Genomic DNA, 17,394 nt, shown 5'->3' with positions numbered 1-17,394 from the left:
TATCGACTCAGCACTTAGAGATTTCGATGATGCGTATTTTTCTGACAGGTTCAACAGGATTCATTGGCTCGCAGGTCGCTTTAGAGCTAATTCATGCGGGGCATCATGTTTTGGGGATGACGCGTTCCGATTCAGGGGGTCGAGCGCTCGCGGAAATGGGAGCGCAAGCACATCAGGGTGATATTGAAGACCTGCAAAGTTTGCAGCGCGGTGCCGGTGAATGTGACGCTGTGATTCATACAGCGTTTGATCATAACTTCGCGAATTTTGCCGAAAATTGCCAGAAGGATCGACGCGCAATCATTGCTCTCGGCACCGTACTGGAAGGAAGCAACCGCCCGCTTGTGATCACTTCAAGCACTGCAATGGGCTCGGCAGTACCAGGCCAAAAAGCTATTGAAAGCTTCTTCCATTCTGAGCACCCAAATCCGAGGGTGGCTTCAGAATTGGCGGGGTTGGAGCTATCGCAACGAGGTGTCAATGTCTCTGTCATGCGGCTGTCTCAGATCCATGACACCAGAAAACAAGGCCTCGTGACGAATCTGGTTGAGTTGGCTCGAAAGACTGGAGTATCTGCGTACATCGAAGGTACGTTTAATAATTGGTCGGCAGCGCATATCAACGACACCGCACGGCTGTTTCGGCTAGCGTTAGAAAAGGGTGAGCCAGGGTCGCGCTATCACGCTACCGCTGAGGAGGCTATTTCGTTCAAAAGCATTGCGCAGACAATCGCGCATACCGTAGGGGTTCCCGTCGACGCTGTAAGCGCTGAAGAGGCAATGGCACATTTTGGCTGGCTTACTCCTTTTGTGAGTAAAGATATGTCCGCCTCAAGCGCCAAGACGAGGGAGTGGTTGAACTGGAGTACCGACAGTCCAACGCTTTTGGCTGACTTGGAAAATATGGTTCACGTTTGAAAGCCATTTGAAAATTCTTGTTTACTCAGGTGGATAGATGAGTTCGTCGGACGGCTACGTCAACCAAGCGGTATTGCCCACGCGAACGGCTTTCCTCAACGGCGTGCCACCCGACTCAGCACTCGGCATCCGTCAATGGTCAGCAGATTAATTCTGAGACTGGTCTCGGCATCATGGGACCTTGAGCATGCCCGATCTATCAGCAAATGATGACAGCATCAGAATGGGCTCGCAGTGGGTCGTACAATCAACTCACTCACATCAACGTCATCTGGCTGTTCAATGGCATACGCGATTGCACGGGCAATGGCTGAGGCGGGAATGGCAATGTTCCGAAACTCACGCATTTCAGCGCGGCCTCCTTCGTCTGAGATGCTGTCCGCCAGTTCTGATTCTGTTACGCCAGGGGCGATTACGGTGACGCGTATACCGCCTCCGACTTCCTGTCTAAGCCCCTCAGAAATAGCGCGGACAGCGTACTTAGTCGCGCAATACACGGCGGCCGTTGGGCTCACCGCATACGCGCCTATAGACGCGATATTGACGATCTGACCAGATCCTTGTTGCCTCATCAGTGGTAGGGTAGCCGCAATGCCGTGAAGCACTCCACGGATATTTACATCGATCATCTGGTTCCATTCATTTACCTTAAGCGCCTCAAGCTTGGATAGTGGCATGATGCCGGCATTATTCACCATGACGTCTACACGACCGTGCAGCTCAACAGCGAAGCCAATAAACGACTGCATGTCACTCAGACTGGTGACATCGAGCGGGCACACGTGAGCGACACCGCCCTCTGCACTAATCTCCCGCGCCAATGCCTCAAGTTTGTCAGTACGACGTGCTCCCAGCACGACACTCGCACCTCTGCTTGCTAAAAGGCGTGCGGTCGCTTCGCCGATACCGCTGCTTGCCCCCGTAATCGCCACAACTTTTTGCTCGATATTATTCATTTTTTCATTCCCGCTGTCTTTGAGTGAATTCGTCTACATTCCGTTAAGGGGACGTCATGCTAATTGGCGCATTACCCATGGGCCTGATTTCCTGATTAATGCTCTTGTAGGCCGGAACGGGTAACGAGTAATAAAAGCTATCTCGACGGCACCTGGATGCTTTGGATATAAGTCATGCTTGATATGAATCAGATATCGGTCATCAGGCCGCCTTTAACCATCGCTAATTTCTTCGGTAACAATAAGTAAAGCAGCCTGTACGGCGGGGTATCCACAGTAAGGAAGAAGATTTAGCATGGTCTCAATAAGCTCGGTCTTGCTTGCGCCCACCTTGAGGGCCGCCTTGACGTGCACGCGAAGTGGCGTCTCGGTTGTACGGGTTCCCTTAGCGGCTAGAGCAGCGCAAGCCGTAAGTTCCCGAGTTTTTGGGTCGATTCCGTCGCGGCAAAAAATGTCGCCGTATGAATGCTCTACGATCATGCGACCAATATCAGGAGCGATGTCATCAAAGCTCCGTACTACAGCCTCGCCCGACCCGCCGGAAGTGGCAGCAAGTGATGCGAAGCCCTTTTCCATCCGCGAACTGCCCTCGTCATTGGAGGATGGGGGATGAGTTGATTTGTCATGCGGTACATGTGGTTCATTCATGGTCGCGCTTAGGACGGAGAAAGCGTTCAACGCTGTGGGGAAACCCGCATAGGCACTCAACTGGATAAAAACTTCGGAAATCTCATTTACAGTCGTACCGCATGCTAATGCGGCCTTCAAATGAGTTCCAAGTTGAACTTGACGATTACCCACCGTTGCCAGCATGCAAATAGCAATGAAATGTTTGTCTCTGGGGCTAAGACCCAAACGAGCAAAAACGTCACCAAACTCAAACTCCATCGTCCACTTAGCTATCTCTGGGGACAATTTCGTCAGCGCACCGACATATTCCTCTGCCGGCAAGTGCATTAGCCTTTCAAAGGCCAAAAGCCCATTGACATACCGATCTGGGTTCGAGGTTGAAGATTCAGTAGGTGTATCTCGATAAGAAATCGACCTTGCTTTAAAGATTTCTCTCAAAATGTCTATTGCATTTATTGCCGTTGGAAAACCGATCAATGCGGTCGACAAATACATAAGCTCGACCAAGTCCTGCGGCGTTCCTCCAGCGTTCAATAAGCCGTGCATGTGAAAGCGCAGCTGGTTCTGCGCGGAGCCATGCGCAGCCAGGCAGCTGACGGTGCAGATCTGACGGGTCCTCAGGTCTAGCAGGCCTCTGGACAAAATTTGTCCGTAGGGGAAAGCGACAGTTAGCTCCGCCATGTCTTTGGACACTTCGGCCAGCTTAGCGACAGGTCCATCGAAGTCGCTACCACCTATGCGCTTCAAGAGCTCCAGGCCTCGATCAAAATCCGATTGACCCAATTTGACTGACATATCAACCTCCAAAGCCGCAACCGACGAAATCACTGCAAATCCAGCGACCTAAGACGCCCCATTGCTAGGGCATCGAGGGGGAAGCTCGGTGTATAGTGAGCCCTACGCTACGTCCATCCCTCCTTCATCGATAGCTGATTCGTCCGGGATAATTGCTCAATTCTGCCGACCGTGACAGGACGCTCGGCAGCTTCCATGTTACTAGGATCACGCTAGCCACTACCGACACGACGGGATGTGCCTCATTGATGTCGCGTGGCGAATCCAGCACCTGTCAAATCCAATCTATATTCGGATCTGCACTACTCACCAATTCCTGGTGTGCCGTCATCCCACATATCGGCGTTGCGTGAATCGTCTTGCTTAAACCAAATCGGTGTGCGGGACAACTGGCAGGTACTGCTTGGGCTTAGGCACGCAGGCGTCATGCAATCCAGACTAGATCCTCAATTAGATTGAGATTGAAATGTAGCCGGCATCTGAGGGTAATCTTTTACGATTGGATGGAGTTATGCATTCCATACCACGTTTTGCCTTCATCTTATCGAGATCACTTAGCCCATCATTTAAACGTGAGTACTCGATGATGAATGGATTGATGCTCAACGCGCTAGATGGCGACTGAGCATTGCGGAAAACGCCCGTACGGCCGATAACGGGTTCCTATTGGGGAGAACGATGCTGATTGGAACCTGTGGCATTTCAAACTCGCACAAAACGCGGACAAGGCTGCCATCTTTGAGGTGGGGCTCTACAAGGTAGTCGTTAACCATTACAAGACCAACTGATTTGATACCGGCTACGACGAGCGCTTCACCATCGTCTACTGTCACTCGCGAAGGAAAGCTCATCGTCCTCGCAATGCCGTCGTCTTGGAAGTGGTAAACAAACCGAACGGCTGTATCAGGTGCGACATAACCAACCATGTAGTGTTGATATAACTCATCGGGGTGCCTCGGCACGCCAGCTTTGGCGAGATATTCGGGTGATCCACATACAACGTACCGAGTCTGGCCTACACGTGTAGCGATAAGCCTGGAATCAGGCAAATGACCAATCCGGATCGCTAAGTCGACGCCTTCGGCAACGAGATCGACTGGCCGGTCGCTTAGACGAACCTCAACCTCCACCTGAGAATATTGCTTCACAAACTCTGCAATTACCGGCAAAACTCGTAAGCGGCCAAATGCTCTCGATGCGCTTATAACCAGGCGGCCTAATGGGAATTCTGAGCTTTCTGCTGCTTCTTTTCCCGCCAGATCCAGATCAGCCAATATACCCTTGCACCGAGCATGGAAAATTTCTCCTGCGCTCGTGAGGCGGACAACACGCGTCGTGCGAGCTACCAGCATTACGCCTAATTGCGCTTCAAGCCGAGACACGGCCTTGCTTACTGCAGCTGACGTGACTCCCAATGCGTCAGCGGCGGCGCGGAAGCCCCCTTTGTCGCCGACCGAGACAAAAGCGTTGATTGCCGCTAGATCCATATGGGACCTCCAGTTAACGGATCTTGAACGAGTTGCAATAAGCCTGGGCTTCTATTGCGTCCTACAGGTTACCAGTATGAGTCTGCTGAGGGCCTTTTTGCGCCCCTCGCGCATTAGTAGTCTGTGCTGAAGAGTCAGCCCTGTCATGGCTGAATTGGTCCTGGGTCTCAATAGGTTGAGAAAATCATGTCAAGTCTATTCGAACCTTTTACGCTAAAGGGTATTACTTTGCGCAATCGTATCGTTGCGGCGCCCATGTGCATGTACGCGGTAAAAGATGGAGTGATTGGCGAGTGGCATAAAGCTCACTTAGCGCAGCTCGCAGCTGGCGGCGCTGCGCTTATCACAGTCGAAGCGACAGCAGTGTCGCCGGAAGGTCGAATAACTTGGGGGGACACCGGTCTATGGAACGACCAACAAGCGGAAGCGTTTAGACCTGCAGTTGCGGCAATCAAAGCAGCGGGCGCGGTGGCCGGGATTCAAATCGGGCATGCTGGTCGTAAAGCAAGTGCCAACCGCCCATGGGAGGGCGACGATCAAATTGCAGACGAGCAGCCCAATGGATGGGCGACTATCGGACCTTCGCCTATCGCTTTCGGCGGCCAAAAAAGTTGGAAAGTGCCGTCAGCAATGAGCATTACAGACATTGCGCGGGTGCAGGATGATTTCGTTAAAGCCGCTCAACGCGCTTTGAATGCGGGATTCGAATGGCTAGAACTCCATTTCGCCCATGGGTTTCTAGCGCATAGCTTCCTTTCTCCTCACTCCAATCACCGCAAAGACATCTACGGCGGAACATTTGCAAACAGAGCGAGATTCATCCTTGAAACATTCTCAGCAGTTCGCGAGGTTTGGCCAGACGAATTCCCGCTCTCGGCGAGGCTCGGTGTCGTTGAATACGATGGTCGAGATGAAGAAACATTGGCTGAGTCAATTGAACTCATCAAATTATTGAAGCAGGCAGGTATTGACTTCGTGAGCGTGAGCGTCGGGTTTTCCGTGCCAGAAGCTACTATCCCTTGGAGCGCACCCGCGTTCATGGCGCCTGTGGCAAAACGCATCCGCCAGGAGTGCGACTTACCAGTCGCGTTAGCGTGGGGGGTTGGCGAACCGACGGTAGCCGATGAGGCCATTCAACACGGTCACGCCGATCTCATTGCAGTCGGTCGCGCGCTGCTGGCCAATCCGCGCTGGCCTTACGCGGCTGCTAAATCACTTGGTTTGGATCGAGCGTCCTGGCTTACCCTACCTGCGTCATATGCCTTCTGGTTAGAGAATTTTGAGGTTAGGACCCCCGATGATGCCGCGTGACGTCCTGAACAGCACAAGATAGCGAGATGTAACCAATGAACCCTGGTCTTCAGTGGCCTGAAGCGCCACATGCGACTACCGTCAAAGGTGGCCCCTAGGCTCCTATGGTTTTGCGCGGAGGGTTGTCTGAATGGTTTAGGAGGTATTAGGAAGCTCAAGGCGTCGCCTGACCATCCAGTCAAATACCGCCTTCATAGACGCAACTTCGCGAATTTCAAGATGCTGGCTAGAGCCTGCCATTCCAGCATGTAGTATCGGCCTGTAGCGTTTGCTATGGGAGTGAAAATCGTCAATGTTCGTAAAGTCGAGCAAACAGGTTGTCTGGAAAACATCAATAACAAAGGTGCCTGAGATGAGCCTTCGAGACACGAATATCGCAGCACGCAGGGCGGAGCTTGTCACATCAATTGAACGGATCGCTAAAGGATATGGCGTATTTCCAACTCATATCCCCCAACTTAATTTTGTTCGCAGCGATACCCCAACCGATACGATCCATACGATCCACAAGCCCGGCCTGTGTTTCATTGCACAGGGGCGCAAAGAGGTGCGTCTGTGGAATCAAAGCTATGTGTACGACCCCCTGAATTACCTTGTAGTTACACTTACTTTGCCTCTGGCGGGGAGGGTCATTGAAGCAACCCCAGAGCACCCATATCTGTGTATTAGGCTGGATATCGACCCTGCGGAGATCGCACAAATGGTCATTGAAGCAGATCTCATAGGAGGTCCTGCCGGAGATGTCGGTAGAGGTCTGCATCTGGACCAGATTGATGCGTCGGTGCTGGATGCAATCCTTCGCCTAGTCAAACTCTTGGATAATCCATGTGACATACCCGCCCTTGCCCAGCTCGCGGTCAAGGAAATTTACTACCGCTTGCTCCAGGGCCGGCAAGGCCATCTACTGCGCGAAATTGCCATTGGCGGGAGTCATACACATCGCATTACCCATGCAATAGATTGGCTGAATCGCAATTTTGCCGCACCGATGAATATTCGTGAACTGGCGCGCCTAGCGAAACTAAGCAGCTCCACCCTTCACCACCGTTTCAAAGCCATTACTGCCATGAGTCCTTTACAGTATCAAAAGCAACTGCGCCTGCATGAAGCTCGGCGCCTGATGATCTCAGAACAAATGGACGTCACTGAGGCACGTTTCAAAGTAGGGTATGAAAGCCATTCGCAATTTAGCCGAGATTATAGCCGTTTGTTTGGCACCCTCCCCAGCAGAGATATCGCGATGGCCCGATGTACCGCCTAGAGGAAATGGATTCTCAAACAATAATTGGTCCCGCTCCACCGTTCGCACTGGTGAGCATCCATCACATCTCAGGAGCCTACCGCGCACACGGCACGCCGTAGCCTTATGTCCCTCCCCCATTAGCGTTGTTCTGCTAAACCGCCTGTACCGCTTCGCTTCGCTTGGTATTTAGGAGATCGAAGTTTTGCTGTGCCTCTTCAACATCTAGCTGATGCTGTACCGCCCAGTCGAACAGTGCCGAAAAAGGCTTCTGCAACGATAATCCGAGTTGCGTGATCGAATATTCCACAGCAATGGGGGACGCGGTAATAACTCGTCTTGAGACAAGTCCGTTTCTCTCCAGGCGCCGGAGTGCTTCAGTCAACGCTTTATGAGTGATGCCTTCAAGGCGTCGCTTAATGGCGTTGAAGCGCGCGGGCTCGGTACATACCACCGTGAGGATTAACACTGACCATTTGTTCGCGATCTGGTCAAGGACTGGGCGAGTCGCCAACGCTTCGGCAAATACCTGATCCGCAATTTTCGGCTTAAGGGTATCCATGAGTATATCTAGGCTCTTTCAAGTGCGTAATTGACACACAGTATACAAAATATATCTTGATCGCCAACCTAACTGGAGGATCACCCATGGCAAAGCTAAGTGGAAAAATAGCCCTCGTAACTGGTGGTACGAGTGGTATCGGGCTGGCGACAGCTAAGCGCTTCATTGAGGAAGGCGCCTTTGTCTTCATCACAGGTCGCAGCCGGGAATCAGTGGATAAAGCGCTGTCCGAGCTTGGCGAGCAGGCACAGGGGATCAGGGCTGACGTTACTAAGCGCGAGGACCTGCGCTTGATCGTTGAAGCCATCGAAAAACGCTCAGAGCGGTTGGATATCCTCGTAATGAGCGCTGGAATCGCCGACTACTCCCCGCTTGTCGAAACGTCCGAAGCGCATTTCGACAAAACATTCGATACCAACGCGCGAGCGCCTCTGTTCGTCATGAAGGAGGTATTGCCGCTGATGCCCTCCGGCGCCAGCGTGGTGCTGATCGGTTCGATTGCGGGTTTTATCGGCACTGCGGGGTATGGAGCCTACGGCGCCAGCAAAGCGGCGCTGCGGGCGTACGCCAGGACTTGGACCAACGAACTGTCCGAGCGCGGCATCAGGGTGAACGTGGTCAGCCCAGGGCCTATAGATACCCCGATGTTCGATGCTGTATCCGAGGAAGTCAGAAAATCGGTGTCCGACCTAATCCCACTCCGACGCCTCGGCAAGCCGGAAGAAGTCGCCGCAGCGGCTCTGTTCCTCGCCAGCGATGAAAGCAGCTTTATCGCGGGATCTGAACTTTGCATCGATGGAGGCATGGCACAGGTTTAAATCGCCAGTTCGCAAGGATGCATTTCACCAAAACGTCGCAGCAGCCCGGCGCGCGTCCCGGGCTGCCACACTGGTCATCCTGCACTGGACTATCCTAGTGAACTACTAGGCAGCATCTTCTTTTCAGTGGGTCAAGTCTCTGCTAAAAACGCCATCAATATTGAGCGCTTTTGCGAGTGCGGAAATTCTCATACCAGGCATTCAGACGGGGATAGTGTTCAGCGTAGGGAAGTTTGAATCGCTCACGTGCTGTCTGAAATATCGGGAACACAGTGCAGTCTGCGATCGTGGGAGCATCCCCCGCCAGGAACTCATTTTCGCCGATAGTCAGTTCCAAAACATCCAGTAACTCCTGAACATGTCGGTAAAGCATCTCCGCGAATGCTTTAGAAGGCTTCGGCTCTTTCCGAGGGAATGCGTCGGTCGTGTTCCACAGCCAAAGCATGCTGCGCGCAATTAAGTCATTTCCAATACGCTCCAATGCACGAACCTTAGCGCGTTGTTCCGGGGATGTGCCTATCATGGCCGGCTGAGGAAAAAGCTCCTCGATATACTCGACAATGGCCGCCGCTTCCGTGATCACTGTACCGTCATCGGTGACCAATGTAGGCGCACGTCCAGCAGGATTGATCATTAAATATTCGGGTGTGCGATGCTCCAGGTTTGCGTAGTCAAGTTCATAGCGGGGAACGTCAATACCCTTTTCTGATAGATAAATGGAAACTCTGCGCGGGTTCGTTCCCATGCGGAACTGATAGAGCACCATGTCGCCCAGCCTTCGCAAGGGGCCGTTTGAAGCATCTCTCTTTAAACGTTGAATCATCGATGAAACCCTCCTTCAAATTCAGTATCGCTGCCAAAAAAACGGACGAATTCGGCCGCGACGCGGCTGGAAGCTTCTTCAGGCAAATAGTGACCAGCGCCAAGTATTACACCGCCCTCCACGTCCTTGGCCAAAGTTCGTAGCGCGCTCACAATGGTGTCACCAGCGCCCCGCTCCGCTCCGAGCGCGAGTACCGGCATCTCTAGCAATGTCTCCGACCGCTTACGGTTGGCGGCTACACCTTCAGGAGAAAGCGCGCATTGGTAGTAAGAGCTGGCAGCGCGCAAGGCGCCAGGTGCTGCAAGTTGTCGCGCATAGATCGCTACGTCCTCAGGAGCGATTGTCCAAGATTGCATGGATTTTGCCTTAAACAGCCAGGTCAGAAATTCCTGCTCCCGACCGCTGATGAGAATTTCGGGAAGTTGATCAAGCTGATTGAACGCAAAGTGCCAGCTTCGGATACTCGCCTCAGCAGGCGGTAGGTCGGTTCGGGGCGTCGATATGCCAGGTACCAGTGCGTCGAGCACGGCCAATCTCCGAACATCGGAGGGCCAGTCGGCGGCTAATGCGTATGCGATCCAGGTTCCGACATCATGCCCGGCCAAGTCAATTGGGCCCTGCTCTAGCAAGCCGATCGTGCTGGCAAACTCGCGAATCTCAGCGGCTACCTCACCGAGGCTATAGCCTTGCGGAGGAGCATCGCTATCACCCATGCCTCTAGGATCGATTGCAATCACTCGACGTCCGGCATCCACGAGCGCTGCCATAACGTATCTCCAGGCGTACCAACTCTGTGGCCAGCCAGGTATCAGCAGAATCGGTTTGCCGACACCGCCTTCAACATAGTGCAAATTGACATCCCCGACCTTAACGCTGCCGTTTTGAAAGACTCCCCAAAAATTAGTGCGGACGAAAAATTCCGTCCCCACGAACCTTGGCTGATCTGGGTGATTATTCATAAAACCTCCAAATAGAGAATGATCGTTTCCAAATAGGGTAAATTTTTTTCAGCCGAGCAGCCTCATCAACTCATGCACCATCGAGTTCATGGCTTTCGATGACGTGCCGGTTTTGCCCAGAACTCTCATACCCTGCTGAACGGCAAGCATCAGTCTTGCCACAGACACGCTATCGAGGTCAGAGTTGACTGATCCTTCGATCTGAGCTGCTTCGATTAGGCGTTTCAGCTGCATTTCGCGTGATTTTTGCTGAGCTGCCACACGTTCGGCAATCTCAGCGTCTGAAACCGCAAGCTCAACAGCAGTCTCTACCACCAGGCATCCAGAACGGCCGGACTTGCCGATGCTCAATTGAACATACTGCTCCATCAACGCTTGGATCTTGTCGCGGGCAGATAGACAGCCGGCAAGGCAGTCCCCGATAGACCGGGTCCGAACCTCGATGTAACGCTCTAGTGCCGCCAAAAAAAGCCCGCGCTTGTCGCCCCAGGCCTTATAGATACTCCCTGCGGTAAGCCCAAGTGCTATTTGGAGGTCAGAAATTGACGATCCATGGTAGCCATGTTCAGTGAAGCGCAAGACGGCCTTATCAAGCACAGCATCGCTGTCGAACTCGCGCGGGCGGCCAGGGCGGGATGAAGGGGCAATTTTTTTGGTCATACTTAAATCATAGAGAATGATCGCTTCCTAATCCAACCTTTATTGCAGCCGCTGATCGGTCCATCATTCAAATAGGGAACCCTTGGGGTCATTTGCAAACGGTACGCGCCACCGACCTGATGGTTTAGGCGCAAAGAAAGGGCCCTAGCCGAGCATCTAGCAGGCTCTGATCAAGGGCCTTGATCTATGCTAGGGAATCAACCTGCGGATACCGTCATGCCACCGTCCGCCATTACTATAGAGCCCACCACGAAGCTCGCGCGGTCCGACGCCAGGAACGATACAATCTCGGCTATCTCCTCTGGCTGTGCGGCGCGCCCGATGGGCGCGGCCTCTCCATGCTTAGCAAGGAATCCAGGTCCATCCTCAACAACCGAGTTGAGGATGTTAGTGACGACATCGCCGACGCCTACTGCGTTAACACGAATCCCATGTTCAATGACCTCAATGGCTAATGTTCGAGTCAATTGAGCCAATGCCCCTTTTGATGCGGCATAGGCAGCGATCGTGGGAAAAGTGAAATATGAGGCATAGGACGCGATGTTGACGATGGCTCCGCTCTTCCTGGGGGTCATCACCTTTACCGCCTCGCGGCTATGAAGGAAGGCTGCGGTTGCGTTCACCGCTTGGATGCTCTCCCAATCCTCGCGGGTCATGTCGACAAGAAGCTTATTCATGATGATCCCAGCGTTGTTCACCAAAATGTCGAGCTTACCAAACGTATCTACAGCCAGCCCCACCGCACGTTCAGCTGCGCCATCTTTGGAAATATCGGAGACCAGCGGAACCAAACCTGGTCTCGCAAGATCTTCAACAGACCGATTCATGTCTTCGGCAATGACTTTCGCGCCGCGAGCGTGCATGAGCAAAGCCACTGCTTTACCGATACCACTTGCTGCACCTGTGACCAATGCGACCTTGCCTTCAACTTCGCGAGGAATAGCTGCGTTGAAATCAACCATATCGTACTCCAGGAATATTTTGGGGCAGTCTGCCTGCCAATATGCGCGGTTGCGCGTCGCTAAAACACGGCATGACTGTCGCGCAAAACCAGGCGGTTATCTTTTGCACATTTGCTCCCAATGTCGCGATCTTGCTCTGGTGAACCATTCGGGCGGGGGCAGCGATGACAGGCGGGGATAAAGAACACAGCAAAGGCTCAATGAGGCTTCGCTGCGAACCCGTCGTAAGATCTATCGAAGTGCCGAACGCCTTGAAAACACCATCACGTACAGCTCCTGCATCCATGCCCTGTTATCTGCCGGGCGCCGTTCACGGATTACGTTCTCGCGTAGAGATCAAGGATGCCGTCGTGCAGCTCTTTAGCCATCACACCAGTGCGAAGCCAATCCTCGTTCCTGCTGTTGTTGAACCGCTCGTGGTGTTCGTGCTGGCCGGTTCGGCGATAGTTGAAGAGCGCGAGATCGGCGGCAGTTGGCAGGCGGTCTCAGTCAAGGCTGGAGATTTCTTTCTGACCAATACCGACGAACCGTACGAGATGCGCTGGACAACCCATGAGTGTGAGACATTCGAAGTCATGCATGTCTACCTTGGCCTCTCCTACATAAACACCGCCGCCAAAGAGTACCTTGGCCCGATATCCCTGCCGGTGGTGTTTAAAGACGTCTCTGGAGGGCAGGACGAAACCGTTAGATCGATGCTGCATCATCTGAAGCATGAGGTGTTGGAAGAGACAGAGCCAAGCTTTTTATTGATCGGCGGGATCGTGCAGGCCCTGGCAGTGCACCTGATACGCGCTTACTTGTGCAGCTCCGGTCGGTCGCGCAACCCTTCCGCGTTGCAGGCCTACAAGCTTCGTCGCGTAGTCGGTGCCATGCACCAACAGCTCTCACAGGATTTCAATTTGCATTTTTTTGCCAAGGTGGCAAATTTAAGTGAATTCCATTTCAGCAGGCTTTTCAAAGCTTCAACAGGCTTTTCACCACATCGGTATTTTATCCGGCTGAGAATCAAGCGCGCGCAGCATCTGTTGCTTCAAACCAATATGAGCGTCATAGATATAAGTGCTGAGGTTGGGTACTCCAGTCCGAGCCATTTCTCTCAGGTTTTCCGCCGCGAGGTCGGTGTCACGCCAACCGATTACCGCAGGTGATGCCAATCACTACGCAGATAAGCTCTCGCCGGCGCGTCCCTGATAATCGTCTGCATCCTTTGATCATGATTTTCGGCTGACAAATTTAGTCCTCAGAAATCAAATGCTACCCTGTCTAGGTTGCGTCGTTTCGGCGCTCGAACCATTGAAAGGCCTCGTGCTATGAGCCCAATATTTTTCTATTTTGACCTCGTTTCTCCCTATGCCTATCTCGCCTCTAACCTCATTGAGACGCTTGCCGCTAAACACGGTCGAGAGGTCGAATGGAGGCCCTTTCGCATAGGCGTCGCTGTGGTTAAGGTGATGGGGCTGAAACCCGCTATGGAGACGCCTTTAAAAAGCGACTACATCCGGACTGACGTGTCACGGATGGCTAAGGTGCTTGGATTAGGCATAACGTCGAATCTTCAAATGTTTGATCCCGTACCCGCCCAGCGTGTGTTACATGGCGCCAAGCTAGAAGATCGCGCTCGTCTCGCTAAGGCATTACTGCATGCGCGATGGGTTGAGGACCTCGATTTAACTAATAACTCAACATTGGTTGACATCGCAGGGAGCGCAGGGGTTGACGGATTAACGGTGCAGAACGCTCTTGAATCCCTTGATACCAAAATCGCCGTTCGCCATGCTACCGAGGAGGCCATCGCCTTGGGAGTGTTCGGATCACCAACGTTCAGGATCGAAAATGAACTGTTTTGGGGGGTAGATAGATTGTGGCTAGTCGACCACTACCTTCAAGAAGGCTGCCGTTATATAGCCGCAGCCGGGGATTCCGCTTCGAAATCCTGAACGTCTACGTGTGGTACGGCGCGTTTTCACAAACCTGATCAAGCATCCATCACGTTGTCTAACGCCTATTCCAAACCGCGCACCGTGCACTGGATTATCCAAGTAAAATCGACATGATCACATGGCGTGAATGCAAGGAAAACGCCTGTTTGCCATTATTTTTGGACGTTGAAATACAACGTCCTCCGCGCCGTTCTGTCCTTAGCGAACATTTTCACATTCCCATCAGCACGGCTCCGAAAATAAGAATTACTGCTGCTACCAGTTTTTTTATAGTCAAATATTGCACAGCCATATCAAACCAACCCAGCCGATCCAAAGCTAGAGCAGTAACTACTTGGCCTACCATGATCAGTGCGATCATACAGCCAGCCCCGAGACGAGGTGCAACCGCTGCCGTAGCTGAAAGAACCACCGCCCCGCATAGTCCACCAACCCACGCCCACCAAGGTAGCCCGACCATAAGCGCAGGCCTTGGCCAAGGCTTGCCAGATGCTAGCGCGATACCGGCCAAAACCACTGACACTACCAAGGCGGAGATTGCGGCGGCCCATAGAGGACCATCGACGGCCCGGGCCAGTCGCGCGTTAACAACCGCCTGCAATGGCAGCATCGCTCCAGCTGCCAGTGCTAGAAAAAAGTATACTGAAGGCATTCTCGTTATCCCATCCGCTCGATGACGTATAAGTGTTGGCCGCACGCGACATAACACATTGCTTAATTTCTTTAGGAAAGGTTCTCGACGTCGCCCATACTATGGAAGTGATCATTTCCTAAATAATGATACCCAGTTTGCTGAGCAGGCGGCGCATTCAGGCGTCAATCCATGACCATGGTCGAGTTGCTCCAATTAGCCTAAGGCTGCCCGTCTTGCCGTGGATTAAGCTGCATTAACGATAGAGAATCGCCTCGATGTAGCTCATCGATACCAAGCACCCATCTGGCTGATAGGTGACCCGCCGCGCTTAGCAACAACGCAGTGATAGCCATGCCAACTGGAAGCCGGCCCCCGAAGGGTGCGCCGCTGTTCAAGACCACGTCAGCCGAAACGGGCGCGATGGCTTTGCCCAACGTACGGCGCACAATATAGGGAATGATCGTTTCCGAATCAAGTTTGCAACAGCATTTTCCGACCACCTGTTTGCTGAAGCTCCATCGGCTCGGACTGGTTCCTCGTTCCATCCGCTCTTGCGACCTTCTCAATGAGGAGCGCCTAGGCCATTCTGGTGTGATCCACTAGCGAGCAGATTTACGTCAGGCCGTTGTACCAATAGAATGATTTCGCAGAACAGAAAGCGCCACGTCCTACCTCATTCGCACCAGAGCCGCTTCTGGGCAGTTTGCGCTTCAGCTGGCTGGACCCACCTGTTGCATGCCTCGACAGGCAGCAAATGGTATACCCAGCCGCTCTGCTTTGAGTCTCGTCACCTCGGGCACCTTGTCATAGCGTTATTTCGGAATCCCTGCGTAGCCTGCATCCACCGCTGACATGTGCCACGCTAGAGCGTTAGTCATACCTACAGAATGCAGATAAAAGCTTCTCGCTTCACCCGCGGGCGATACCGAATCAGAAAATGCGCAGGAGCATTCATAGACAGTTCTCCCTATATTTTTGTGATTTTTTTTGGGATCTATGAGGCTGAAAAAAATTAAAAAAAATCTACCTGCGCGGATATACCCCCATTCACTGCTGGCTCCAGCCCCAAGGTCAGCGGGATCGAACATCTTGATTCAACGTATGTGGACAAGCGAACGATGGGCAGCGACGCTCACCACACGGCCTTATCGAGCGCAAACCATACTGTTGATATATCCCGCTAAGCGTCAGGTCCGAGTACACGCGACGCCATCACTTTCGCCCAAAGTAGCGCCTCATCGTGTGATTGATCTCTGGTCCCATGGCACTCTTCAAAGATCAACTCACCCTTAGGTGAGTAGAGACCAACAAACACAAGGCCCAGCTCCTGCACGCCCCTGGTGGGGATGTACGTGCTGGCGTGGAACTGCACACCGTTTTTCAGAACTCCCGAGTGCTCTTGGGTTACGAGGCCGCCGCAATCCATTGCTCGTATTTGCTGCCACGTTGACGCATGTCGCTCACCGTCACTGTTGGGCTGCTGAATGTGGGTAGACCTCCGTTAATGCCGGTGTGCTCGATTAAACCGGACCAGAGGCTTAATCATCGAAGCCGGAAACCATTCAAACGCTTCGGCCACTGGAGCACGATTGTGTCATAGGTGGCGATGGAGATAGTTACAACGCTCTCGTTAGCAATGTAGAGCTCGTAGTTGAAGAACGGCAGATCGCCATCAGAAAATCTACTGTATGAAAGAACGCGTAGTGGGCAAGCTCCGCGACCAAGATGTGAGCGCGTCTGCTCACATCTCCAATTGGGGTTACTCCGGTCCCAGAGCAGAAGTTCCTGATTCCCGCGTGAGGCGCTTTGATCTTAGTGAGAGAATTCGGTCTCACTCGCGCATGCCGAAGGAAGTGACAAGGTTCGGAAGCTGTTCCGATTTTCTCGGTAACGCGCCCGACTGTGTAGAGAACGCCACATTGTGTAGCGTTCAACACAGTGTGTAGAAATCAACACGGTCATCGCCATGGCTAGCATAACCGAACAAACGATCCAATTCGGACCATTTCGTCTGTCTCGATTTGCTGTAACAGCGGACTGTACGTCGAACGCTAATAGGTGCCGAGCGCCGCAAGCAAATCGGGTAAATGCTCGGCCCAAGCGGCTCAGAAGAGCACTCTCACCTCGCCGCCCTTAGCGATTATGATCTGGGCTTAAAAGATGGCCGTCAGCATCCCGCTGGGGTTTCCAATCGCGGACGGTTTGCTCAACGGCGGCGTTCAGCCTTTGGAATTGCTCGGGAGTAATGATCCCAAGCTCAAATACCTGTTCGATGTAATTTAGGGCCTGTTTCGCATTATGGTGGGCATAAGCGCGGCTGGCACCATGCAGGGCCGACTCAACTAAATCGTCGACGCGCTCGGCGACGCGTTCCGGGGTCATGCTCATCTCGTAGTTCCTTTGAACCGGGTCGCTACAGCGAGAGCAGTGCTATCGGCAGACCATTAGCCGAGTCTGCGCCTTCCATGCCCAATGACCTAACCCTCATTTCGACGCGTGAGAAGTTCACATAGACCCGCTTGAACCGTATCGTCGCCTCGGTTGCCTGTCGCAGACGCTGTTACCGCCAAAAGTGATCCTGGCTCGCGTTCAAAACGTCACGCCGCACCGTCACGCGCCACGATTTCGCTTCATCACATTTTGTGGAGCGCACCGGCCCGAAAGGCCCGCTTTGGGTCGAAAGCAGTCCTTTGGCAA

16 protein-coding genes are annotated in these 17,394 nt (G+C 53.0%); 6 read left to right on the top strand and 10 right to left on the bottom strand.

Annotated elements, in window-relative coordinates; genetic code table 11:
* The first annotated feature begins 29 nt into the window (after positions 1 to 29).
* Entirely contained in the window at positions 30 to 917 is an 888-nt protein-coding gene (locus tag ABDX87_RS28190) for an SDR family oxidoreductase (protein WP_346833643.1), read from the top strand.
* A 218-nt stretch (positions 918 to 1,135) separates the two neighbouring features.
* Here the strand turns inward: ABDX87_RS28190 and ABDX87_RS28185 are convergent, their stop codons facing one another.
* From ABDX87_RS28185 to ABDX87_RS28175, 3 genes are all read right to left on the bottom strand, one after another.
* On the bottom strand, positions 1,136 to 1,873 hold the full coding sequence (locus ABDX87_RS28185) for an SDR family oxidoreductase (protein WP_346830852.1): 738 nt from the start codon (positions 1,871 to 1,873) through the stop codon (positions 1,136 to 1,138).
* 213 nt (positions 1,874 to 2,086) lie between these two features.
* Complete coding sequence (locus tag ABDX87_RS28180) at positions 2,087 to 3,298, bottom strand: carboxymuconolactone decarboxylase family protein (RefSeq protein ID WP_346830851.1); 1,212 nt, start codon at positions 3,296 to 3,298, stop codon at positions 2,087 to 2,089.
* A gap of 602 nt (positions 3,299 to 3,900) precedes the next feature.
* Positions 3,901 to 4,785 carry a LysR family transcriptional regulator gene (locus ABDX87_RS28175; RefSeq protein ID WP_346830850.1) on the bottom strand — a complete coding sequence of 295 codons (885 nt, stop codon included), beginning with the start codon at positions 4,783 to 4,785 and terminating at the stop codon, positions 3,901 to 3,903.
* Between the two features lie 186 nt (positions 4,786 to 4,971).
* Between ABDX87_RS28175 and ABDX87_RS28170 the strand changes: the two genes are divergently transcribed.
* Positions 4,972 to 6,096, top strand: a complete 1,125-nt coding sequence (locus ABDX87_RS28170) for an NADH:flavin oxidoreductase/NADH oxidase (protein WP_346830849.1) — start codon at positions 4,972 to 4,974, stop codon at positions 6,094 to 6,096.
* Positions 6,097 to 6,448: 352 nt separating this feature from the next.
* Positions 6,449 to 7,357: an AraC family transcriptional regulator gene (locus ABDX87_RS28165; RefSeq protein ID WP_346830848.1), complete on the top strand. Its 909-nt coding sequence runs from the start codon at positions 6,449 to 6,451 to the stop codon at positions 7,355 to 7,357.
* Between the two features lie 133 nt (positions 7,358 to 7,490).
* On the opposite strand, the gene ABDX87_RS28160 is transcribed toward ABDX87_RS28165, so the two are convergent.
* Entirely contained in the window at positions 7,491 to 7,898 is a 408-nt protein-coding gene (locus tag ABDX87_RS28160) for a winged helix-turn-helix transcriptional regulator (RefSeq protein ID WP_346830847.1), read from the bottom strand.
* An 86-nt stretch (positions 7,899 to 7,984) separates the two neighbouring features.
* On the opposite strand from ABDX87_RS28160, the gene ABDX87_RS28155 reads away from it, so the two are divergent.
* Complete coding sequence (locus ABDX87_RS28155; RefSeq protein WP_346830846.1) at positions 7,985 to 8,716, top strand: SDR family NAD(P)-dependent oxidoreductase; 732 nt, start codon at positions 7,985 to 7,987, stop codon at positions 8,714 to 8,716.
* Between the two features lie 154 nt (positions 8,717 to 8,870).
* Here ABDX87_RS28155 and ABDX87_RS28150 read toward each other — a convergent pair whose 3' ends face one another.
* The 4 genes from ABDX87_RS28150 to ABDX87_RS28135 form a co-directional block, all read right to left on the bottom strand.
* Positions 8,871 to 9,539 (bottom strand): glutathione S-transferase family protein, encoded by a 669-nt coding sequence (locus ABDX87_RS28150; RefSeq protein WP_346830845.1) that lies wholly within the window; start codon positions 9,537 to 9,539, stop codon positions 8,871 to 8,873.
* Complete coding sequence (locus ABDX87_RS28145; protein ID WP_346830844.1) at positions 9,536 to 10,498, bottom strand: alpha/beta fold hydrolase; 963 nt, start codon at positions 10,496 to 10,498, stop codon at positions 9,536 to 9,538. Before ABDX87_RS28145 ends, ABDX87_RS28150 begins: the two co-directional genes overlap by 4 nt.
* 48 nt (positions 10,499 to 10,546) lie before the next feature.
* On the bottom strand, positions 10,547 to 11,158 hold the full coding sequence (locus tag ABDX87_RS28140) for a TetR/AcrR family transcriptional regulator (RefSeq protein ID WP_346830843.1): 612 nt from the start codon (positions 11,156 to 11,158) through the stop codon (positions 10,547 to 10,549).
* A 197-nt stretch (positions 11,159 to 11,355) separates the two neighbouring features.
* Positions 11,356 to 12,120 carry an SDR family NAD(P)-dependent oxidoreductase gene (locus ABDX87_RS28135; RefSeq protein WP_346830842.1) on the bottom strand — a complete coding sequence of 255 codons (765 nt, stop codon included), beginning with the start codon at positions 12,118 to 12,120 and terminating at the stop codon, positions 11,356 to 11,358.
* A gap of 284 nt (positions 12,121 to 12,404) precedes the next feature.
* Here ABDX87_RS28135 and ABDX87_RS28130 point away from each other — a divergent pair, with 284 nt between their 5' ends.
* A complete protein-coding gene (locus tag ABDX87_RS28130) occupies positions 12,405 to 13,271 on the top strand; it encodes a helix-turn-helix domain-containing protein (RefSeq protein WP_431061291.1) in 867 nt (288 codons plus the stop codon).
* A 162-nt stretch (positions 13,272 to 13,433) separates the two neighbouring features.
* A complete protein-coding gene (locus ABDX87_RS28125) occupies positions 13,434 to 14,060 on the top strand; it encodes a 2-hydroxychromene-2-carboxylate isomerase (RefSeq protein ID WP_346830840.1) in 627 nt (208 codons plus the stop codon).
* Between the two features lie 214 nt (positions 14,061 to 14,274).
* Here the strand turns inward: ABDX87_RS28125 and ABDX87_RS28120 are convergent, their stop codons facing one another.
* Positions 14,275 to 14,715 (bottom strand): DMT family transporter, encoded by a 441-nt coding sequence (locus tag ABDX87_RS28120; RefSeq protein ID WP_346830839.1) that lies wholly within the window; start codon positions 14,713 to 14,715, stop codon positions 14,275 to 14,277.
* 2,115 nt (positions 14,716 to 16,830) lie between these two features.
* Positions 16,831 to 17,085 carry a hypothetical protein gene (locus tag ABDX87_RS28115; RefSeq protein WP_346830838.1) on the bottom strand — a complete coding sequence of 85 codons (255 nt, stop codon included), beginning with the start codon at positions 17,083 to 17,085 and terminating at the stop codon, positions 16,831 to 16,833.
* Positions 17,086 to 17,394 lie beyond the last annotated feature (309 nt).

Origin of the sequence: Pseudomonas abietaniphila (assembly GCF_039697315.1) — a bacterium.
In the GTDB taxonomy this organism is placed as follows: domain Bacteria; phylum Pseudomonadota; class Gammaproteobacteria; order Pseudomonadales; family Pseudomonadaceae; genus Aquipseudomonas; species Aquipseudomonas abietaniphila_B.
This window is presented reverse-complemented; position numbering and strand designations above follow the sequence as displayed.